We start from the raw sequence: 20,325 nt of genomic DNA, 5'->3' as shown, positions 1-20,325 counted from the left end.
ATAAAAGAGAGATATACATTTTATTATAATAAGAAAAAAAGATCAAATGGAACATTATACAAAGAAAGATTTGAAAGTACCATAATAGAAAATGATGGATATCTAATAGCAGCATCATTATATATTCATAGAAATCCAAAAGAYATTATAGGTTATAGAAATACTCCRGAAACTTATAGATTTTCAAGTATAAAATCATATACAGGAGGTATRGATGAATTTAAARTAGTGGATAGCGAATTTATAYTAAGCATACTAAACAAATTTAAATATTTTGCTGTAAAAGACTATGTAAAATTATTTAATGATACTATGAATATTGAAAATAATAAATTTAAAGAACTAGAAATGAAATTAGATATGGAATTTGAAAATGTAAAGTATGTAAATAAAAGAGAAGTATTAAAAAGAAACTGCTCAGTTAATATATTAGCCCAATTTATAGCAAAAGAAATAGGRTTAGAAGTTGAAGAGCTATTAATCATTATGTGATATAAACTCACTTGAAATAGGAAAAGAGTTAGGGGGGATAACTGCAAGTAGAGTATGCACATTAACTAATTATGGAATAGAGCTTCTCCGACATAATAGTAAATATAAAAACATATTTAAAAAGTTCATAGCAAAAGAGGCCTTAATAATTTAGTGTTTTTTTGGGGAAATCAAAAAACTCTATTAGAATAACTTAAAAGAAGTACAAGCTACTATAAGATTATTTTAAAAGTAAAAAATTTAAAGTTTTTAACATTTATATATTAAAAACAAGATAATTAAGCTCATTGTTAGTGACAGGTATTAATTTAAATATTAATTAACAAATATAATAGTGACAGCAATAAAAAATACTGACTTATAATAAAATATTATGATAAAATTATAGAATAATATAAAGATTGAAATTTGTTATAGTTTTTTTATATTTAGAAGAGCATGGGGAATAAGGAGAGTTATTATGAAAAAAAGGATGTTTTTATTAGAGTATATAACAAAACCTAGAACAGTAGGGGCTGTAATACCAAGTTCTAACTATCTTGCTAAAAAAATGATTGAAAATATTGATTTTGATAAAGCTAATTATATAGTGGAATATGGTCCAGGAACGGGTGTATTTACTGAAAAAATTATTAAAAAAAGAAAAAAAGATACTGCTATTCTACTTATAGAATACAATTATGAATTTTATACAGAGCTAATAAAAAAGTATAAAAATATAAGTAATTTATATATAGTAAATGGTTCTGCTGAAAATGTAGAAAAGTATTTAAAAAAATATAACATACCCTATATTGATTATGTTGTATCTGGATTACCATTTGCAAGTTTACCTAAAAACATGTCGTCTAATATACTAAAAAACACAAAAAAGTTTCTTAAAGAAGATGGAACCTTTATAACTTTTCAATATACTTTATTATTAAAAGATTATATAAACAAATATTTTTATAATATAAATATAGATAAAGAATACAGAAATATACCGCCAGCATATATATTAAACTGTAGGAAAAATTAAACAAAAAACAATTAGAGAGAAATTATTGTAGATAAACTAAAAACTTTATTTGAAAATGATTATAGCCAAATTGTTAAAAAGTATGAAAATTATAAATTTTAGAAGCTGTTAAAAATAGCAAACTTAATAATTTAAATTGTTCATATACTAAAAACTTATATGCTTATAGTGACAGTCATTAATTAAATAGTGACAGACAATTAATATAAAGATATTACTTATTTAATTTATAATAAGAAAGGTTAAGGTGAAAAAATGTATACTTGCGCTATGTGTAGTGAACATAATTGTAAATCGGGGCAATTAGAAAAAGTTCCGGCTAATTGTCCATGTGATGAGAAGGCTGAGCAAGAGGAAATAAAAGAATTATATTTGGAGGAAGAAAATTTTAAGTTAGCATATAATTCTGCAATAGTTGAAGCAGAAGGTTACTGTGAAAAAACAAGGCTTGAAGAAATAATAGAATTTGCTAAAAAATGCAATTTTAAAAAACTTGGAATAGCATTTTGTGTAGGATTTAGCAATGAGGCGAAAATGTTAAGCAAAATATTAAAACATAATGGTTTCGAAGTTAATTCTGTAGTATGCAAAAACGGAAGCATACCTAAAGAGTTTTTAAAAATTAAAGATAATGAAAAAGTAAGACCAGGAAATTATGAACCTATGTGTAATCCTATAGGACAAGCTACTCTTTTAAATAATGCTAAGACAGAGTTAAATATACTTTTAGGATTATGCGTTGGACATGATTCTTTATTTATAAAATATTCAGATGCACCGGTAACTGTTTTTGCAGTTAAGGATAGAGTTCTTGCTCATAACCCTATAGGAGCGATATATTTGTCAGAGAGTTATTATAAAGATAAATTATATAAATAAAGCATATAAAAGTAGTATAAAAAATATAATAGGGATTGTCTGAGTGTAATTCTCAATATAAGAAAAGGGTTATATTTTCTTATAAACCAACTCCTATTCTAATTTAAGATAAGATTTGTAGTTTTAGTTGCGGAATCGCTTAAATAAACTTTATTATAAGAAGTAATACCAAATATTGCATAATAACATATAATAATATGGCTAATATATTGAAAATTAAGATAAATGGGGGGGAGGATTTGGTTGAGCTAATCATAGGTTTCCTTTGCATGGTACCTATTATAGGAATACTTATATATAACGTAGTATACCCTCGAGAAAGCATACTTTATGATAATAAATGGAGGTTTGAAAATTTTAATTTCGAACCAAGTAAAGATGCAATTAAGCATCATAGATGTATGTCAATTTTAGTATTAGGGTTTACAATATTTATAATGATATTACTATTATTTATAATTTAAAATTTTTATGTATTTTGGTTCAAAATAAAAATTATTTTTAGTAAATCTGCAAAAATATATTATTATAAAAAATAGTATATAGTATAAAAGAGCTATTTCACATTACAGATTTGAAATAGCTTTTTTAATTAGTATTCTAATACAAGATTATTTTGAACTAATAAAATGCAAGATCGTATATAATTGTAAAAAGTTGTATAATATAAATTATAAGTTTAAATAAAGACAGTATGATATTTTTGATTATAGCTAATTCAAGTAATTTTCTTAGGTTCAAATAAAATATAAATTTATTTCTATTTAAGAATTATGGGAGGATAAAACATGTATGTTGGATGTAATTGGTCAAAGGCTCTACACGTTCTTCTTAAAGAAGATAGAATCAAAATAGATTATATTAAGAGTGGTGCATATGGGGATTTTAATAATCAGTTCTCAACAATTCGTTCAATGAGGCCAATTCTATTACATGGTCTAGGATATTTTGAGCATACTGGTATGAAAAATATAGAAGAAATAAATTTTGATTTAGCAAACCAACTTATTAAAAAGTGTAACTCACCACATTATGGGGTCCATCTTTCAATTAAAAATTCAGATATGCATAAAGGTATGACTGATGAAGACATATTCAAACATATGTGCAAACAAATTCAGATTTTGAAAAAGAATATATCAGTACCATTATTGCTTGAAAACACACCTGATTCACCAAAGGATCGCACAATGTTTGATCATTACCCATATGTTATGCCAGAACAAATTAATCAACTATTCATAGAAAATGATGTATCGTTTTTACTTGATCTAACACATGCAAAGATTACTGCAAAATATCGTGGCTGGGATGTTAAGGATTATATTCGTAAGTTACCACTTGCACTTGTTAGAGAAATTCATGTAAATGGTTCTGGATATGATAAAGCTGGTTTCCCTGCAGATACTCACCAATCTATGGAAGAGGAGGATTATAAGTTATTAGAGTGGGTACTAAAATATTCAAATCCATACGTAGTTACATTAGAATATAATGGATTAGATACAGAGGATGAGGATATTGTTATTTTAAATTTAGAAAATCAATTAAATGAAATACAAAATATATGTAATAAGTAAATAGAGGAAGTTTTGATATTGAAATTTTAGTAGATAATATTTATATATCAAAATGCGAAAATAATTTAAAATTTTATAGTAGAAGCTTGTTAATACACACTTTTTTACATTATAAAAGATTACTTAATTTCTTTTGCCTTTAGCTTAACTGTAAAATCTATTTTTTCACCGTTTGCTTTAGTTAATTTTAATGTTAAAAATAGATTATCTTTAATATCACTTAGTTTTTTATTTGTTGGAATAATTGTGCCACTTTTTAAACTTCCCAACTCTTTATTTACAATTAATTCTTTTGGAATTTTCATAGCATGATCATTATTTTTCACAGAAACACTTGTTGATAACAAATAATTTTCATTATTATCTATTTTAGTATATATGATTAAAGTGTAATGTGATATGTTTTCTATGGGAGTGCTTGAATAAGTTATATTACCACCATCTATTATTTCTTCATCAGGTTTTAAAAACAATATGCAATTATCTAACTTAATATATGCATTTTCACCAGATATGCTATATACTTTTATATTTTTAATATAATCTTTATATATTATTGTAGTTGTTATAAAAAATATGCATAAAATCATAATAAATACAAATAAAATATTTTTTATCCTTTTCATTAAAAATACCCCATAAATTATAAAATATTACATTATATATTATAAAAGAAAAGTAAAAGAAAGTAAACATAACAATGAATTATTAGATCAAATATGAAATAAAAATTAAATGAATAATTGTAAATATATTTCAAAAAAACCTATATTAGTAGTTAAAATTTTTAAGTAAACGTTACAAAAAGTTAAATTTTTTTTGATTTTATGAAGCATATATTAATTCTTATTTTAAGCAATTCACAAAACTTGAAAAAGTGTTATAATTTATTATATTAAAATTATATATACAAAATTCAATATAATTCATACGATATTCAAAATAATTCATACATTAAATGTATTTTGTTAGCTTATTTAATATAGGTGATACAAAAAATATAGTCAAGAAGGGGAATGGCATGGGAAAAGGAATCGTTAGACAAGGAAAATATGAAGATTTAGATTCTGTTGTAGTATTACAACAACTATGGGCGAAAGAAAATATAACCTATGGTTTTGTTCCAATTGAGAGGGATGAGTTAGAAAGAAAGCTTGGTAAATATTTTTGGGTTTATGAGTTTAAAAATGAGATTTTAGGTTTTGCTTATGGAACCATTCATAAAGGAAAAAATATTTCGGTTATTGATGATGATGAACCTTATATTGAAATAGAAGATATCTATATAGCAGCTAAAAATAGAGGAAAAGGAATAGGAAATGCGTTGTTAGACAAGTTAATAGAAGTTGCTAAAGAAAATGGTGTTGAGAGATCTTTACTTTATTCATCTTCAAAAGATATGGATAATATTATTAAATTTTATAAAAAACAATATTTTAAAACATGGTATGTTACAATGTTTAGATAGTTTATTTATAAGTGTTTCTAATAAATAAATTTTATTTTATAGACAACCTATTTGGTCGAGGTGTTTCTAAAAGGAAAAATAGTTGAAAAATTCAAAATTTTCAACGGAATAAATATTTGATTATATTAAAATGGTGAAAATTATAATAAGAAATGATCTGTAGTTGTATTAAAAAAATAAGACTTTGCAGGTTATATAAATTAGAGGATGTACCGCTCATTCCTCTAATTTTTTATATTAAAGTAATTCTTTATTTTAAAAAAATGATAAGTTGAGATATAGCTGTATATATATTTAATATAATTCCTATGGAACCTATAAACAATATAATAAGATAGTAGTTTCTATCTAGATTACCTTCTTTAAATTGTTGTTTTTTTAAATAAATCAAACCTGCCATAAGAACTACCAGTGAAATAGGTGATATAGCTGGGATAGTGATTTTAGAGATTACACCTATTAAGTAAGAAATAATTGCAATCATACCTGATATGAATACAATAAATTTTATATTTGTATGATTCATGTGAAAATTTCCTCCTAAAATTTAGTATTAAACTTATTTTTCTATAATAAATTAGAAGTATTTTTATTAGAAATAAATAAAATATTGTCAAGTAATATTTTATCATAATAAAGTGAAAACTGTAAACAATAAGGTCTATTGTATAAAAAATTACATTTGTTTAAATGTAAAATACATTATTTAAAAATTATACTTTCTGTATTTAAATAAATATATAGTCATTAAGTTAGAATGAAACTTGCTGATAGAAAAATTAAAAGTTAACATATACAACATAAGAAATACCTTGAATTCTACTTTATTATTAAATAAAAAAATCAAACATTAAATATTTACTAAAAATTAACAAATAAAATAAGTTTGCTAAATTAATTTCCAATATAATTAAAATATAATATATTTTGGAAAGAAGGTATCCTATGTATAAACGTTTAATTGCTTTAGTACTTAGTTTTTTATGCTTATTTAGTATAGGATGTATAAAAACAACAGAAGCTCTTACCAAGGAAAATAGGAAATTTACTAATGAGCAATGGATTGAAGATATTGACTATTTAGTTAAAGAACTTTCACAAAAACATCCTGATCCTTTTTATAAGATAAAAGAAAAGGACTGGACAAAAGAAGTTGAAAAGCTAAAAAAAGATGTTCCTAAACTTACAGATGAAGATATTTACATGAGATTATATCAATTAACAGCATTATTAAAAGATGCTCATACTCATGTATATTGGGATCAATTGGAAAGTAAAATTGATAATATGAAAATGTATCCTATATCATTATATTGGTTTGGTGATGAACTTAGAGTTTTTAGTACATTTAAAGGTAATGAGGATATATTAGGTAAAAAATTAGTTGCTGTAAATGGTATACCAATTAATAAAGTTCTTGAAAAAATAAATACTTTAGTTTCTTATGAAAATAATCAATGGGCAAAAGCAACGAATTTTTTTGTAGTAACATATTATCCAGTATTGAAATTTTTGGATATTACAGACGAAGAAAAATGCGATTTTACTTTTGAAGATGATAATGGAAAGAATATAACTAAAAATCTTAACGTAGTACTGTATAAAGATTTATATGATAAGGAGAGTAGAATAAAATTACTATCTGAAGAAGTGAGACAAAAATTAGTTAAAAATCAAAAACCAGAGGGACAAGAGGATGCATATTGGTTTAAATTCGTAGAAAAGGATAAAATTTTTTATTTACAATATAATCAATGCTTAGATTCAAATTTTGATGCTTTTTTAGAAAGTCTAATTAAAGAAATAAATTCTAATGAAGAAAATATCGATAAATTTGTTGTAGATTTAAGAAAGAATGCTGGCGGTGATAGCAGATTTATGAGTAGAATGATAACTGCATTAAATAGAGATACAAGGATTAAAGATAAAAAAATATTTGCTTTAATTGGAAAAGAAACTTTCTCATCAGGATGTATGGCTGCAACAGATTTAAAATTTCAACTGAATGCAAAATTAGTTGGTGAAGAAACTGGTGGTAATGCAAAATGTTATGGAAATTTAGGTTGGTTCAATTTGCCTAATACAGATATAGAGGTGGATTATTCTACACAGTATTATGATTTAGGAGTAGAAAGTGATGGTGGAGTTCTTCCGGATATAGAAGTAATAGATAGTTTTCATAACTATCTAAAAGGAATAGATGAATGTTATGAAGCTGTTAAGGCCCAATAATAAAATTATAATTTAAAAAAGTAGATAGTGGAAAGCGAAAAGTTTGGAAAAAAATCAAATTAAAAATCTCAAACTATGCACAAACCACTATCTACTTATATGATTCTTTCGCTTTATAAAGGCACAATTTAAGAGTTCAATGTTAGACATACATTTACAAAGGAGTAGTGTTAGATGGGAAAGATTTATTATACAGATAGATTAATTTTGAAAGAATTAGATGAGTTAAATGGGGAAATAGTTTTAGATTATAATATAAGGAATAAAGAATTTTTCCCAAAATATGAGACTAAAAGACATGATGTTTTTTATACTTTATCTTATCAAAAAAGTCAATTGAAAATGGACAGAAAGTTTAGTGAAAGTAATTCTATGCTAAGATTGTGGCTTTTTAAAAAAGATAATTTGGATAAAATAATAGGCCAAATAACTTTTTATAATATAGTACCTTTTGCATTTTTATCTTGTCATATAGGATATAAGTGTGATAAAGATGAAATTAACAAAGGTTATATTACAGAGGCTATGCAAAAGGGTATTGAAATAATGTTTAGTGAGTATAATCTACATAGGTTAGAAGGATATGTTCAAGAAAATAATAAGGAGTCCTTAAAGGTTTTATATAAATTAGGGTTTATGAATGAAGGCGTTGCTCATAAGTTCTTAGAGGTTAATGGAATTTGGAAGGATCATCTCAGAATGGTTTTAATAAAGGAACAGTTCAAAGGTGTAAAGTAATATGATTATTACTTTACACCTTAATTTATTTTATATTTAGTTTATGTGTATAGAAGTACCTTTTGGGATGTTATCCCATATCCATTTTGCATTCTCAAGTTGTAGCCGTACACATCCATTAGATAAAGCCATGCCTAATCTACCATCTCTTACTGTACCATTAAGGTTATAAATTATAGAATGGAAAAGATAATCGTCTATTATTTGAGTATAATACCAGCATTTATATCCCTTTTCTACGCCAAAATATAAACCTTTAATACCTACTTTAAAATCTCCTTTAGGTGTTGGGGTAGAGGGTTTACCTATAGTGCATAAATAGCTTTTTATAAGTTTCCAATTTTTATTGTAACCCTCAAATATATTTACCTTAAAATTTTTTGTATCTACCCATATAAAATATTTTGAACTACTAAAAAAGTTATTATTATTAAGAAAGTTTGTAGCTTTATCAATATAATTACTATCAGTTCTAAAATGGTTTAAAGCTATAGACTTATTGGTTGTATATCTAATTTTAGTTTTATAAATTAGATAACGTATCAGTTTTTTCATAATATCACCTAAAAACTTATATATATTATTATATTAAGAACTTAAAAAATGTTGAATTTAGGAATAATTTTATAAAAACCATATTAAATATATTAATATAGTAATAAATAGGAGAAGGATATGGGAAAATCTAAAAAAAGACAAGTAGTTAATAAAGAAAATCTTATAGATATCAACAAGAAAAAATGTATAGGGTGTACTGCTTGTGCTATAAACTGCACAGATATAACTGGTATATCTGTATTAAAATCTACACAGGAGGGAAAAAGCACAGTTGTACCAAAGATGGGAACTTTTGAGGAAACAGGGTGTATTTATTGTGGGCAATGTACTCTTATATGTCCAACCACTGCTATTACTGCAAGAAATGATATTGAAAAAGTTGAGAAAGAATTAGGTAATGGAAAATACATGGTAGCATTTGCCGCACCAGCTTTAAAGGCAACTTTAGGGGAAGAGTTTAATCTTCCAATAGGAAGTAATGTAGAAGGAAAAGTTCAAGCATCTGCAAGAAAATTGGGATTTGAAAAGGTTTTTGATACAGATTTTGGAGCAGATGTTACTGTAATAGAAGAGGGAACAGAACTTATAAAAAGATTATCTCGTAAAGAAAATTTACCTATGTTTACATCCTGTTGTTCTTCTTGGGTAAGATATGTAGAGATTTTTAGGCCGGAACTAATCAATAATTTATCTACATGTAAGTCACCTCAACAGATAATGGGAGCAAGCATAAAAACTTATTTTGCAAATAAATTTAAAATATTACCAGAGAATATATATGTGGTGTCAATAAAACCTTGTACTTCAAAAAAATATGAAGCAGAAAGAGATGAGATGGGACGTGAAGGATACAAGGATATAGATACAGTACTTACTGTAAGAGAATACGGAGAACTTTTACGATCAAAGGGAATAGATATAACTGCACTTCCATCGGAACCATCAGATAGTATGCTAGGAGAATACACAGGTGCAGGAGTAATTTTTGGCTTATCATCTGGTGTTATGGAGGCTACCCTTAGAACGGTTGCATATTATTTAAATGATGATATTTCTAAAATAGAAAAAATACAATATTCAAAAATAGATGGAACAAAAAATTCTAAGGAAGCAGAAGTAATAATAGGTAGTCAACTTATGAAGGTGGCAGTAATAAGTGGATTAAGTGATGTTGAAGTATTTTTAAAAGATGATAAATGGAAAGAGTACACTTTTGTTGAGGTTATGTCTTGCCCAGGTGGTTGTATTAATGGTGGTGGTACTCCAAGAGTTATAAGGAAGTCTGAAATAATTGAGGAAAAATGTATAGCATGTGGTACATGTATAGATAATTGTCCTGTTGGAGCTATAAGTTTTAACAAAAACGGATATGCAGAGGTTTCACAAATGCAGTGTGTAGGATGTACACTATGTAGCAAACTTTGTAGAACTAGTGCGCCGAAAATTAATGTTTATGATAAAGGAACTCAAGAAAAATTAACAAAGAATTATATAGACTTGAGAAAAAATGTCTTAAGAAATATAGATGAAAAGTCTCAAAAGAAAGTATCGGTAGAAAATAAAGAAGTCAAAGAAATGTATGATAATTATATAGGTAATCCTGATGAAGAAAGAGCAAGACTTTTATTCCATACTCAATATAAAGATAGAAGTTCAGAATTGAAAATCAATAAAAGAACTTGTAGAGGTAAAAAGCGCAGAAGGTAGTATATGACCTCCTTTTATAAGAATCTAAAAAAATCTTATAAAAGGAGGTTTTATATTAGCAGGATAAAGTGTTAAAATATATGTTATATATTCGAAATTTATATAAGGATTGGAGATTGAACATGTTATTAAGAAAAGTACATTTAAGTGATTGCGAAACATTATTTAGGTGGATTAACGATATGGAAGTTAGAAAAAATGCTAGATATACAGATGTAGTGTCTATTGAAGATTTTACCGATAGGTTTAATAAGGAATTAGAAAATGAAAATGTATACAGTTTTATTGTAGAAAAAGATAGTGTAAGTATAGGTCAAATTAAGTTGTCAAAGGATGAAGATAGGGTTGTATTTAATTATAGTGTAGATAAAAATTATAGAGGACAAGGTCTTGGAACTGAGATTGTAAAACAAGGCGAAAAGTTTGCAAAAAGTAATATTAACAATATAAATAAATTAGTTGCATACGTAAGAGGTTCCAATAAGGGTTCATGCAAAATATTTGAAAATCTAAATTATACTATTGCTTTTAGCAATGATGATTATGTAATATATGAAAAAAATATATAGTTTAAAATTTAAAAGATTGTTTCATTACATTAGAAAAAATTTAAAATTAAATATCTATAGGGAAACGAGCTCGCATTTAAATTTATTCAATAGCTTCAAAATATTTTTATGCAAAATGTAGCGTTGAATTTGAAGTTTTTCCGAGCAGGTCTCACTATTTTGGGTATCCAAGTTTTGGAACGAGTAATTTTAAAAGTCAACTTGGAACCCTATAAATGGTAATAATTATATATTTAAATATTTTAATTTTAATTTTAATAAAAATACTATAGATTTTCAAATGAATCTGATACTATAATATAGTAATAAAAGATATACGTTTTATGTGAGGCTAAAATCAATCCATAATCTATATGTGAGGAAAATTGGTTTGTGAAAGAGTGGTAACATATTTATAAAACTTTTAAGTTAAAGTTTTAGTTTATTTTACTATGCTTAAATTAATTTCAGAAAATTAATTTAATTATATTGAAATGTAAAGGTTTAGTTTCATTAATATTAAAAATTAGGCATCATTATAGATTAAGTTGAATGCTGGGAGAGGGTGTGCAGAATAGTGGAATTTTTAACTGGAGCCGAAAAAATTAAAGAATTAAGAAAAAAGTTGAAAATGACGCAACAGGACTTTGCTACAGAAAATTTTACTAGAGGATATTTAGGTCTTTTAGAAAATAGTAGAAGAAATATAACAAAAGAAGCAGCAAAAACTATAACAAATAGTTTTATGAAAAGAGCCAAAGAATTAAATATACATCTTGAAATTGATGAAGAATATTTTCTAAGAACGCCAAAAGAAGATGCTCAGTGGTACTGTGAGTTAGAGTTGGAAAAAGAAAATATTACTATAGAAGACTTAAAAGATATTTTAGAGATTGGAAGAGTATATGGTTTAGATAAAATAAAGTGTTTAAGTTATATGAGAATAGGAGAAATATATTTTAAAAACAATGAATATGTAAGTGCATATAAGTATTATTTTTATGCATTAGATTTAAATAGAAATGATTTATTAGCTGACAAAGAAATAACATTATATAATAAGATTGCAAAATGTAAATACTATGTATTAAATTATGATGAAGCAATTGTACTATTTATGAGGGAATATGAGTCTTGTAAAAAATTTAATAAAAGAAGTGATATGCAAAAAGCACTTTATAATTTAGCAGTTTGTTATAAACAATCTGGTGATATAGATAAAACAATATTAATCCTTAATAAATTTACAGAGAACTATGAGTTTTATGATGATAAGGAAGAAGAATTATATATATGTGCTAATAGTATAAAAGCAAATTGCTATAAAGATAAAGGTCAGTGTAAAATAGCAATTGATATATATAATAATTTAATATCTAAAATGAATTTTAAAAATGATATTTTAGCTTATGTTTATAATAATATTGGAGATGCTTATTTAGGCGACAAAGATTTAGAAAGAGCATTAAATTACTTTAATAAATCTCAGCAAATTAGAATAAAAGAGGACAAGCCTAATTTATCTCATACTTTAGTTAATAAAGCTAAAGTATATTTAGAAAAAAAGTTTTATGAAGAGTGTATAATGATTTTGGAGCTTTCTTTAGAAAATGCAATGGAATATAAAGACTATGAATATATAGTTAAAACATATAATCTTTTTGAAAAGGCATATTTAGAAACGAAAGATTATGGAAAATTAGAGTTTAATTATAAAAAGATGATAGAGATATTAGACAAAACAAAAAATTATCTAGATATTATAAAGGTATATACAAAATTACAGGAATTATATTTAAATAATAATGAAATAGAAAAAGCAAATGATACCTTAAAGAAAATTCAAAATGTATTATTAAAAGTAAAAGAAATAGAAAAAAGTTTTTAGGATTGTAAAAGTTAATTATATATACTTTAATAGAATGGTTTTATCAAGCTAAGTGAAAACTTAGCTTATTTTTATGTACCTATGATTATTGAAAATGTAAAAAAATAGGAGTAAAATAAAACTAAGAATATTCTGAAAAAAATAGAAAGGAGGAGTAATTTGAAAAAATTTTGGGGCATTATTCCACGCAATATAATAAAAAATAAAGGACGAGTTTTTATTATGGGGATTAGTATAGTTCTTGCTATATCATTAATAGTTTCATTGAGTATAGTAGGTGACTCTATTATAAAAAATAAAAGTGAAGAATATATAAATTTAGGTGGTGGAACTTACGATATTTTTACAGAAAGCAATGATTATAGTCTTATAAATGAATTTGCAGAAGAAAATTTTTTGAAAACATCAATAATAGAAACATCTGTTGGAATCTGTAAAGTACCAAATAGTAAATTTGAAATAGAAATAAACGGTTATAACAATATAATAGAAGATAAAATATTGAATTTTAAATTATTAGCGGGCAGATATCCAGAAAAAAATAATGAGATAGCATTAGAAGAATGGATATTAAATGAACTTCCAGTTAAATATAATTTAGGTGACAAAATAAAGTTAGAATATATATCACAGTATTTTGATGAAAATGAAAGTTATGATTTAAAACAAGAGGATGAATTTTTATTAGTTGGGGTTTTAAATTATAAAAATTATGAAAGTCCACTAAAAAATAGAGCCAAGGCTTATGTAACCTCACAATTTGCATTAAATAAAGAAATATATGGAAAAGTTAATCATAGAATCTATGGTGTTTTAAAAGAAAAGTATTCTTTAAATGAAGTATTTTTAATAATTAGTTATATTAATGATTATGGCTCTTTATCTATAGGTAAAAATGATGCAAAAATTGATGGTGAAAATAATATGAATTTTTTAAATAGTATTTTGTCACTTTTGTTTTTAGTAATAGGAACGGTGTCAGGAATAGTTATTTATAATATTTCTAATATAATGGTTACGGAAAGAACAAAGGAATTTGGTATATTTAGAGCATTAGGAGCATCACCTAAAATGATAAAATCTCTTGTTATTTTAGAAGGGGTTTTGGTAGGTGTTATTTTTATTCCTATAGCTATGGTAGTAGGTTCAATTTTAACTAAAACTTTTATAAAATCTCAGTATATAAATTTAGGCAATTTAGCTGAATTAGTATATATTCCTCCAAAAGGTATATATTTTTCTTTGATGATAGGATTTCTTACCTTAATAATAGGAAATTATTTTCCAGCAAAAAGGGCATCGAAGGTTTCTCCAATGCAGGCTATTTTTTCTAATAATAATTTGAATTTAAAAGGTCATATGCTTAAAGTTGGATTAGAAGCAAAAAGTTCTGTTAGAAAGAAAATGTCTTTTTCAACTAATATGGCATATTTAAATTTAGATAGAAATAAAAAAAGATTTATTACTACTGTAATTTCATTAAATATAATAGTTATAATGTTTTTTGGAGTACATTACTTAATAAATTGTTTAGATCCTCTTAGCAATTATAAAGAAAAATTTGGAGGAGACTTTATTATAAAGTCTACATCTAATATAAACGGTTATGAAATGAAAAATGATAAAATAGAAGAACTACAGAAAATTCAAGGTGTAAAAAATATATATAAATGTAAAGAATTAAACTGCAGTATTGAAGTCCCAGAAAAAAGTATAACTAACACAGGCTTTAAATATTTAAGGTCAATTGGTGAATTAAAAGAGGAGGAGTCTTCAACATCAGATATAAAAAGGTATTTATTTTCAAGTAGAATTTTAGGATACGACAATGAGGAAATAGATAAATTAATTCCGTCTGTTCAAGAAGGGGATAAAACTCTAGACTCAGTGAAAAATAGACCTACAGTGGCTATAGTTCAAAACATTAATAATAAAGAATATACGGATATTAAAATTGGAGACACTTTAAATATGATTGTTCCCAAATATGATAAAAATGGTAGAGAAGAAGGTGTAAAAAATGTTCCTTTTACTGTAGTTGCAATTTTAAATAGTAATAGTCTAGGTATGTCTATTGGTGATGTGCCTATAGTGCCAGTTGTTAGCAATTATAGTTGTGAAAATTACTTGAATTTAAATGGATATATTGGTTGTAAAATTAAATGTGAAGAAGGATTTAATTTTAATGATATAAAAACTAAATTAAATGATTCTATAAGTGATAGTAAGGAATTAACATTAAAGTCATATGTAGAAGAATATAATAAAGCAAAGGAAAATAATAAAGATTTTGCTATAATGTTATATGGTTTTTTAACAGTAATAGGGATTATAAGCATTATCAATCTTGTTAATGTTATGAATATGAGTGTTATTTTAAGAAAAAAAGAAATAAGTATATTAAGAGCAATAGGTCTTAATAATAGAGATGTTACAATTATGATTATGTCAGAGGGTGTGTTTTACGGTTTGGCATCAAGTATTTTAGGTTCTATTTTTGGAACTATATTAACAGTTATAATTTACTTTAATGGAAGAGAAAGAATAAGTAGTCTTTTAACGTGGTCAATGCCCTTTAATACTATAGTAACCTCTATTATAATAGTAACATTAATATGTGTAAGTTCTGCTATAATTCCAATAAAAAGTTTATTTAGAAAAAGTATAGTGGAGTCAATAAAAGGTATAGAATAAGCAAAAGATTTTAAAGAAAATTGCGAAAAAAATATTTTAGTTAAAATTTGTTTACAATAGTTTTTTAAAATAGTATAATAACTTTCAATTAATAAATTATATATCCATATATTTTTGGTAATATGGACCAAAAGTTTCTACGAGAAGACCGTAAAATTTCTCACTATGGGTAAGTCAAGTTTAGAGCTATTTATGCTAGTATTGATTTACCATCAATACTAGCATTTTTTTATAAAATATAAGAATATCCATATATTTTTGGTGATATGGACCAAAAGTTTCTACAAGAAAACCGTAAAATTTCTTGCTATGGGTAAGTCAAAGCTATAGTTTACTATAATAGTATTGATTTACCGTCAATACTATTTTTTATAACCTTTAAAAATAAATATGAAAGGAGCAAATGATGAAAGATTTATTAGAAAAACAATTTAAGTTAAAAGAGAATAACACTAATGTGAAAACAGAAATTATAGGCGGATTTACTACATTTATTACTTTTGCATATGCATTATTAGTTATTCCTAACATACTGAAGATAGGAGGTATGAATGCTCAAAATCTTACTGGAGACGCAGCAGCAGCCCTATCAATGGCAAATGACCCAGTAATAGCATCAGCTTTTGCATCTGTGTGTATATCATCAGCTTTAGGGACACTTATAATGGCCTTTCATGCTAATCTACCTTTTGTGTTAGCTCCAGGATTAGGTCTTGTTGCATTTTTTTCTTATAATATTTGCTTAAACCTTGGTTTTACATGGCAACAAGGGTTAGGTGCAGTCTTTATATCAGGACTATTATTTATAATAATAACACTTACCTCTATTAGAGAGAAAATTGTACAGGCTATTCCTCAAAACCTTAAATTTGCAATTACAGCAGGAATAGGCTTATTTGTATCGTTAATAGGATTAAAAAGTGGTGGACTTGTAATTGCAAACCCATCTACATTAGTTTCTTTTGGAGATTTTACTGATAAAACAGTTATACTTACAATTATTGGACTTATAATTACAGCAATACTTGTTGCAAGAAATACTAAAGGTGCAATGCTTATAGGAATTATAATAACTACAATAATAGGAATACCTATGGGAATTACTAGTCTTCAAGGCGCAAAAATATTTTCAATGCCAAATGTAGGGTCAACTTTCTTTGCAATAGATCTAAAAGGGCTTTTATTTAGTAATGGTAATGGGATTTTAGAAGCTATTTTAACAGTATTTATGGTTGTTATTACATTAAGTTTAGTTGATTTATTTGATGGAATTGGAACTTTAGTTGGAACAGCTCAAAGTTCTGGTATGGTAGATGAAAATGGAGAAGCTAAGAATTTAAGAAAGGCGCTTACATCTGATGCTATAGCTACAACTTGTGGAGCACTTTTAGGAACTACAACACTTGCAACAGTAGTTGAATCAGCAGCTGGAATAGCAGCTGGAGCTAGAACAGGACTTTGTAATGTTGTAGTAAGTGGATTACTTTTAATATCATTATTTTTTAGTGGGCTTATAGGAATAGTTCCACAAAGTGCTACAGCACCAGCACTTATAATCGTTGGAATACTTATGATGAGGGCTGTAACAGAAATTAATTTTTCAGATTTTACAGAAGGATTGCCTGCATTTTTTACAATAGCCATGATGCCATTTACTTATTCAATAGCTAATGGAATTGCAGTAGGGATAATATTTTATCCAATAATGAAAATTGTAACTGGAAGAAAAAAAGAAATACATAATATGTTATATATATTTGCTATATTATTTATATTAAGATTTGTACTTATGCCAGATTAATTAGCTAAAAAAGATTTAAAAAATCTCTTAAATTCTAAATTATATAGAGTTTAAGAGATTTTATTTACTATAAATCAATATATTGATTTAAAAATTTTATATATTTGTAGCGAAGATGAAGACATAATACATTTGTATCATTAAAAAAAATTTTAATAGGAGTTTTTTTAAGAAAACCTACTGGAGATTCATAATTTACATTATGTATATCTTTAAAATTAAATTTAATATTTTTTATAAATGCTTCGTTTTTATTTATTAAAATTAATCCATTACATAAACAGCGATCTAAAGTTAAAATCGTCATAAAAAAATATACTTGTTTTAATTTTATTGAAGAATCTATAATACCAAATAAATATAAAAATAGCATTATGAAAAATAATAAATAATTTTCCGATGAAGGAAAGAAAAAAGCTTTAGTATTTTTATCTTCTGTTTTCATACTTACAAATAAAGTAAAATATTTTTTTGTATTATAAAGAAATAAGAATATTGTATAGGTACCTGCTGAATAAATGATAAATGGAAATTGTTTACTTATTAAGCCTATTATAAAAATAGTAAAAATAGTAAATATAATTAGCATAAAAGTCCTCCTTTAAAAGTAATTTTTAAATTAAATAATAATTATTTAATTTATGATTTAAAAGTTGCAAAAAATAATGTAATATAAAGAATATAAATCAAATTTTTAATATTAAAAAAATAAGTGGAATAAAGTTTTTGTGATATAATAAAAATTACATTTAAATTTATTTGTATAATAAATCAAGAATAATTGGATTTCTTATAATAATTCAATTTTAATTTTATATATTTGTAATTATTATACATTCATATAGTATATCATATAAGCAACAGATATGTTGCATAACTGGTTAACATTCTCCACTCATAAGTTTTAAATTTTAAATGCATGTGTTGTTATTAAATCTAATAAAATTATGTAAATATTAAGACTACAAATTGTTCTTATAAAGTTTTGTAGTCGGCTAATTATATAAAAAAATAATATATGACTTATAAAGGTAGAGGTGATAATATGGACAGATTAGATATTAATATAATAAACAAGAAAAATACTTCCCTTCATTTTGAATTTATAAAAAATGGAGAGAAAGAAGAAGCAGCATTGACTTCTATAGAGGGACTTGCACATTTTGGACTTGGCAGAAAAGAAAGTGATACAATAGCTGTTGATGGAGCGGGAGAGAATACATTTCCAGTTATAACCAAGAAAGAAGGGCCATTAAAAGGTTATAGTTATGGTATGGTCGTTGGTATATACTTTTATAAAGATAATGAAAATAGAAATAAAGATGCAAATTTTACTTATAAAGATGTTTTATTTACAGATATGTTAGATTTAGATGAAATAAAAATATATTATAATATAACAAATTATAATTTAAATGTTGTTATATTTAGAGAGGAACAATGCTTATATAGTTCAATATAGATATAAGATTTAAATGACTTGTATCTATATAATAAGGTGGTTTTTAAATGATATGTAATATTAAAGATTTGAATTTAAATTATGAAATTATTGGCGATGGTATACCAATTCTTATGTTGCACGGTTTTTTCGCAGATAGTAATCTTATGAGTGGATGTATGGAACCTATTTTAATAGATAATAAAAACTATAAAAGGATTTATTTAGACTTACCAGGTATGGGAGAATCAATAGGTGGAAAATGGATTAAAAATTCTGATGAAATTTTAGATATTGTACTAGAATTTATAGAAAAAATTATTCCAAATGAAGAATTTTTATTAGTAGGAGAATCCTATGGTGGATATATTTCATTAGGATTATTACATAAAATAGCTTCAAAAGTTAAAGGATTACTTTTAATATGTCCATGTGTTATTGCTCCAATGGAAAAACGCAATTTGCCAGAACATGTGGTATTAGAGTGTGATAAAAATTTGACTAGCAAGCTAAGTGAAAGAGATTTACATAAGTTTAATGAGAGGGTTGTAGTACAAAACAGTAAAACATGGCAAAGGTTTGAAAATGAAGTGTTATATGGTGTTAAAATTTGTGATAGAGAATTATTAAAAAATATAAAAGAAAATGGGTATGAATTTTCTTTTGATGCTAGAAATTTAAAAGAAAAATTTATAAAGCCAACTACTATGCTTGTAGGTCGCCAAGATGCTATAGTAGGATATAAAGATGCTTTTGAAATGCTAGATAATTTTCCAAGGGCAACCTTTGCTGTTATAGATAAATCAGGGCATAACCTTCAATTTGAACAGGAAGAAATATTTAATATAATGGTTAAAAATTGGTTAGCAAAATTTTAAATAATTATACATATAGAGAAATAAGGTCCAATTTAAATTTATTCAATAATCTTAAAATATTTTTATCTGGACCTCTATAGTAAAAGCGGTATCTTATTTATGATACCGTTTTTTTTATAGGAAAGAAATCTATCTAAAAAGGTTTTGAAAATATATTTTTAATGTAACTATAAATTAAAGATTATTTTTCATAAAATTTTTCCTTGAATTTTATATAGCTTATTATATTAAATTTAATAATATTAAAGTATGGTATAATACTTTTAGTAATATATAGGGAAACAAGCTTAAATTTAAATTTATTAAATTAGAAATTGGCTTGTAATGCTATAGGAAAATAAATTCAGCAATTATTTAGTGAATTTAAAATTTATTTTAAATATGAATTTTGATAGAAATG

Annotated in this window: 19 protein-coding genes and 2 riboswitches; of the genes, 15 read left to right on the top strand and 4 right to left on the bottom strand. The window is 25.0% G+C overall.

The window, feature by feature from the left end; all coding sequences use genetic code 11:
* From ACYUE0_RS02305 to ACYUE0_RS02285, 5 genes are all read left to right on the top strand, one after another.
* On the top strand, positions 1 to 492 hold a 492-nt coding region (locus ACYUE0_RS02305), incomplete at its 5' end, for a transposase (RefSeq protein ID WP_460269359.1).
* A 460-nt stretch (positions 493 to 952) separates the two neighbouring features.
* Positions 953 to 1,513 (top strand): class I SAM-dependent methyltransferase, encoded by a 561-nt coding sequence (locus ACYUE0_RS02300; protein WP_061996427.1) that lies wholly within the window; start codon positions 953 to 955, stop codon positions 1,511 to 1,513.
* A gap of 255 nt (positions 1,514 to 1,768) precedes the next feature.
* Positions 1,769 to 2,392, top strand: a complete 624-nt coding sequence (locus tag ACYUE0_RS02295; RefSeq protein WP_460269358.1) for a DUF1847 domain-containing protein — start codon at positions 1,769 to 1,771, stop codon at positions 2,390 to 2,392.
* A gap of 239 nt (positions 2,393 to 2,631) precedes the next feature.
* Complete coding sequence (locus tag ACYUE0_RS02290) at positions 2,632 to 2,856, top strand: hypothetical protein (RefSeq protein ID WP_061996425.1); 225 nt, start codon at positions 2,632 to 2,634, stop codon at positions 2,854 to 2,856.
* A 324-nt stretch (positions 2,857 to 3,180) separates the two neighbouring features.
* Positions 3,181 to 3,972 (top strand): multinuclear nonheme iron-dependent oxidase, encoded by a 792-nt coding sequence (locus ACYUE0_RS02285; protein WP_460269357.1) that lies wholly within the window; start codon positions 3,181 to 3,183, stop codon positions 3,970 to 3,972.
* Positions 3,973 to 4,091: 119 nt separating this feature from the next.
* On the opposite strand, the gene ACYUE0_RS02280 is transcribed toward ACYUE0_RS02285, so the two are convergent.
* Positions 4,092 to 4,598 carry a hypothetical protein gene (locus ACYUE0_RS02280; protein ID WP_460269356.1) on the bottom strand — a complete coding sequence of 169 codons (507 nt, stop codon included), beginning with the start codon at positions 4,596 to 4,598 and terminating at the stop codon, positions 4,092 to 4,094.
* Positions 4,599 to 4,993: 395 nt separating this feature from the next.
* Between ACYUE0_RS02280 and ACYUE0_RS02275 the strand changes: the two genes are divergently transcribed.
* Positions 4,994 to 5,440 carry a GNAT family N-acetyltransferase gene (locus ACYUE0_RS02275; RefSeq protein WP_061996422.1) on the top strand — a complete coding sequence of 149 codons (447 nt, stop codon included), beginning with the start codon at positions 4,994 to 4,996 and terminating at the stop codon, positions 5,438 to 5,440.
* 250 nt (positions 5,441 to 5,690) lie between these two features.
* Here the strand turns inward: ACYUE0_RS02275 and ACYUE0_RS02270 are convergent, their stop codons facing one another.
* Positions 5,691 to 5,966 carry a hypothetical protein gene (locus ACYUE0_RS02270; protein ID WP_460269355.1) on the bottom strand — a complete coding sequence of 92 codons (276 nt, stop codon included), beginning with the start codon at positions 5,964 to 5,966 and terminating at the stop codon, positions 5,691 to 5,693.
* A gap of 419 nt (positions 5,967 to 6,385) precedes the next feature.
* On the opposite strand from ACYUE0_RS02270, the gene ACYUE0_RS02265 reads away from it, so the two are divergent.
* Positions 6,386 to 7,672, top strand: coding sequence for a S41 family peptidase (locus ACYUE0_RS02265; RefSeq protein WP_460269354.1), 1,287 nt, complete (start codon positions 6,386 to 6,388; stop codon positions 7,670 to 7,672).
* A gap of 174 nt (positions 7,673 to 7,846) precedes the next feature.
* A complete protein-coding gene (locus ACYUE0_RS02260; protein ID WP_460269353.1) occupies positions 7,847 to 8,410 on the top strand; it encodes a GNAT family N-acetyltransferase in 564 nt (187 codons plus the stop codon).
* 36 nt (positions 8,411 to 8,446) lie between these two features.
* Here ACYUE0_RS02260 and ACYUE0_RS02255 read toward each other — a convergent pair whose 3' ends face one another.
* The gene (locus ACYUE0_RS02255) at positions 8,447 to 8,965 is read right to left on the bottom strand and encodes a L,D-transpeptidase (RefSeq protein ID WP_460269352.1); all 519 of its coding nucleotides are present in this window, start codon (positions 8,963 to 8,965) and stop codon (positions 8,447 to 8,449) included.
* A 120-nt stretch (positions 8,966 to 9,085) separates the two neighbouring features.
* On the opposite strand from ACYUE0_RS02255, the gene ACYUE0_RS02250 reads away from it, so the two are divergent.
* The 5 genes from ACYUE0_RS02250 (at position 9,086) to ACYUE0_RS02230 (ending at position 17,606) form a co-directional block, all read left to right on the top strand.
* Positions 9,086 to 10,675, top strand: a complete 1,590-nt coding sequence (locus ACYUE0_RS02250) for a [FeFe] hydrogenase, group A (RefSeq protein WP_460269351.1) — start codon at positions 9,086 to 9,088, stop codon at positions 10,673 to 10,675.
* A 122-nt stretch (positions 10,676 to 10,797) separates the two neighbouring features.
* Positions 10,798 to 11,244 carry a GNAT family N-acetyltransferase gene (locus tag ACYUE0_RS02245; protein ID WP_460269350.1) on the top strand — a complete coding sequence of 149 codons (447 nt, stop codon included), beginning with the start codon at positions 10,798 to 10,800 and terminating at the stop codon, positions 11,242 to 11,244.
* Positions 11,245 to 11,800: 556 nt separating this feature from the next.
* Positions 11,801 to 13,111: a helix-turn-helix domain-containing protein gene (locus ACYUE0_RS02240; protein WP_061996418.1), complete on the top strand. Its 1,311-nt coding sequence runs from the start codon at positions 11,801 to 11,803 to the stop codon at positions 13,109 to 13,111.
* Positions 13,112 to 13,270: 159 nt separating this feature from the next.
* A complete protein-coding gene (locus ACYUE0_RS02235; protein ID WP_460269349.1) occupies positions 13,271 to 15,805 on the top strand; it encodes an ABC transporter permease in 2,535 nt (844 codons plus the stop codon).
* A gap of 84 nt (positions 15,806 to 15,889) precedes the next feature.
* Positions 15,890 to 15,991: riboswitch (purine riboswitch) on the top strand.
* 42 nt (positions 15,992 to 16,033) lie between these two features.
* Positions 16,034 to 16,135, top strand: a riboswitch (purine riboswitch).
* Between the two features lie 76 nt (positions 16,136 to 16,211).
* Entirely contained in the window at positions 16,212 to 17,606 is a 1,395-nt protein-coding gene (locus ACYUE0_RS02230; RefSeq protein ID WP_460269348.1) for an NCS2 family permease, read from the top strand.
* 67 nt (positions 17,607 to 17,673) lie between these two features.
* Here the strand turns inward: ACYUE0_RS02230 and ACYUE0_RS02225 are convergent, their stop codons facing one another.
* Positions 17,674 to 18,195 (bottom strand): hypothetical protein, encoded by a 522-nt coding sequence (locus ACYUE0_RS02225; RefSeq protein ID WP_460269347.1) that lies wholly within the window; start codon positions 18,193 to 18,195, stop codon positions 17,674 to 17,676.
* 456 nt (positions 18,196 to 18,651) lie between these two features.
* Here ACYUE0_RS02225 and ACYUE0_RS02220 point away from each other — a divergent pair, with 456 nt between their 5' ends.
* On the top strand, positions 18,652 to 19,068 hold the full coding sequence (locus ACYUE0_RS02220) for a hypothetical protein (protein WP_061996414.1): 417 nt from the start codon (positions 18,652 to 18,654) through the stop codon (positions 19,066 to 19,068).
* A gap of 47 nt (positions 19,069 to 19,115) precedes the next feature.
* A complete protein-coding gene (locus ACYUE0_RS02215) occupies positions 19,116 to 19,925 on the top strand; it encodes an alpha/beta fold hydrolase (protein WP_460269346.1) in 810 nt (269 codons plus the stop codon).
* Positions 19,926 to 20,325: the final 400 nt, after the last annotated feature.

The organism is Clostridium sp. CTA-19 (genome assembly GCF_054767855.1).
The sequence above is the reverse complement of the archived record's forward strand: the minus strand, read 5'-3'. Positions and strand labels throughout refer to the sequence as shown.

Excerpts from the sequence above, each read along its gene's own strand:
- ACYUE0_RS02300 (WP_061996427.1), top strand. The coding sequence starts at position 953 with ATGAAAAAAAGGATGTTTTTATTAGAGTATATAACAAAACCTAGAACA.
- ACYUE0_RS02295 (WP_460269358.1), top strand. The coding sequence starts at position 1,769 with ATGTATACTTGCGCTATGTGTAGTGAACATAATTGTAAATCGGGGCAA.
- ACYUE0_RS02285 (WP_460269357.1), top strand. The coding sequence starts at position 3,181 with ATGTATGTTGGATGTAATTGGTCAAAGGCTCTACACGTTCTTCTTAAA.
- ACYUE0_RS02280 (WP_460269356.1), bottom strand. The coding sequence starts at position 4,598 with ATGAAAAGGATAAAAAATATTTTATTTGTATTTATTATGATTTTATGC.
- ACYUE0_RS02275 (WP_061996422.1), top strand. The coding sequence starts at position 4,994 with ATGGGAAAAGGAATCGTTAGACAAGGAAAATATGAAGATTTAGATTCT.
- ACYUE0_RS02270 (WP_460269355.1), bottom strand. The coding sequence starts at position 5,966 with ATGAATCATACAAATATAAAATTTATTGTATTCATATCAGGTATGATT.
- ACYUE0_RS02265 (WP_460269354.1), top strand. The coding sequence starts at position 6,386 with ATGTATAAACGTTTAATTGCTTTAGTACTTAGTTTTTTATGCTTATTT.
- ACYUE0_RS02260 (WP_460269353.1), top strand. The coding sequence starts at position 7,847 with ATGGGAAAGATTTATTATACAGATAGATTAATTTTGAAAGAATTAGAT.
- ACYUE0_RS02255 (WP_460269352.1), bottom strand. The coding sequence starts at position 8,965 with ATGAAAAAACTGATACGTTATCTAATTTATAAAACTAAAATTAGATAT.
- ACYUE0_RS02250 (WP_460269351.1), top strand. The coding sequence starts at position 9,086 with ATGGGAAAATCTAAAAAAAGACAAGTAGTTAATAAAGAAAATCTTATA.
- ACYUE0_RS02245 (WP_460269350.1), top strand. The coding sequence starts at position 10,798 with ATGTTATTAAGAAAAGTACATTTAAGTGATTGCGAAACATTATTTAGG.
- ACYUE0_RS02230 (WP_460269348.1), top strand. The coding sequence starts at position 16,212 with ATGAAAGATTTATTAGAAAAACAATTTAAGTTAAAAGAGAATAACACT.
- ACYUE0_RS02225 (WP_460269347.1), bottom strand. The coding sequence starts at position 18,195 with ATGCTAATTATATTTACTATTTTTACTATTTTTATAATAGGCTTAATA.
- ACYUE0_RS02220 (WP_061996414.1), top strand. The coding sequence starts at position 18,652 with ATGGACAGATTAGATATTAATATAATAAACAAGAAAAATACTTCCCTT.
- ACYUE0_RS02215 (WP_460269346.1), top strand. The coding sequence starts at position 19,116 with ATGATATGTAATATTAAAGATTTGAATTTAAATTATGAAATTATTGGC.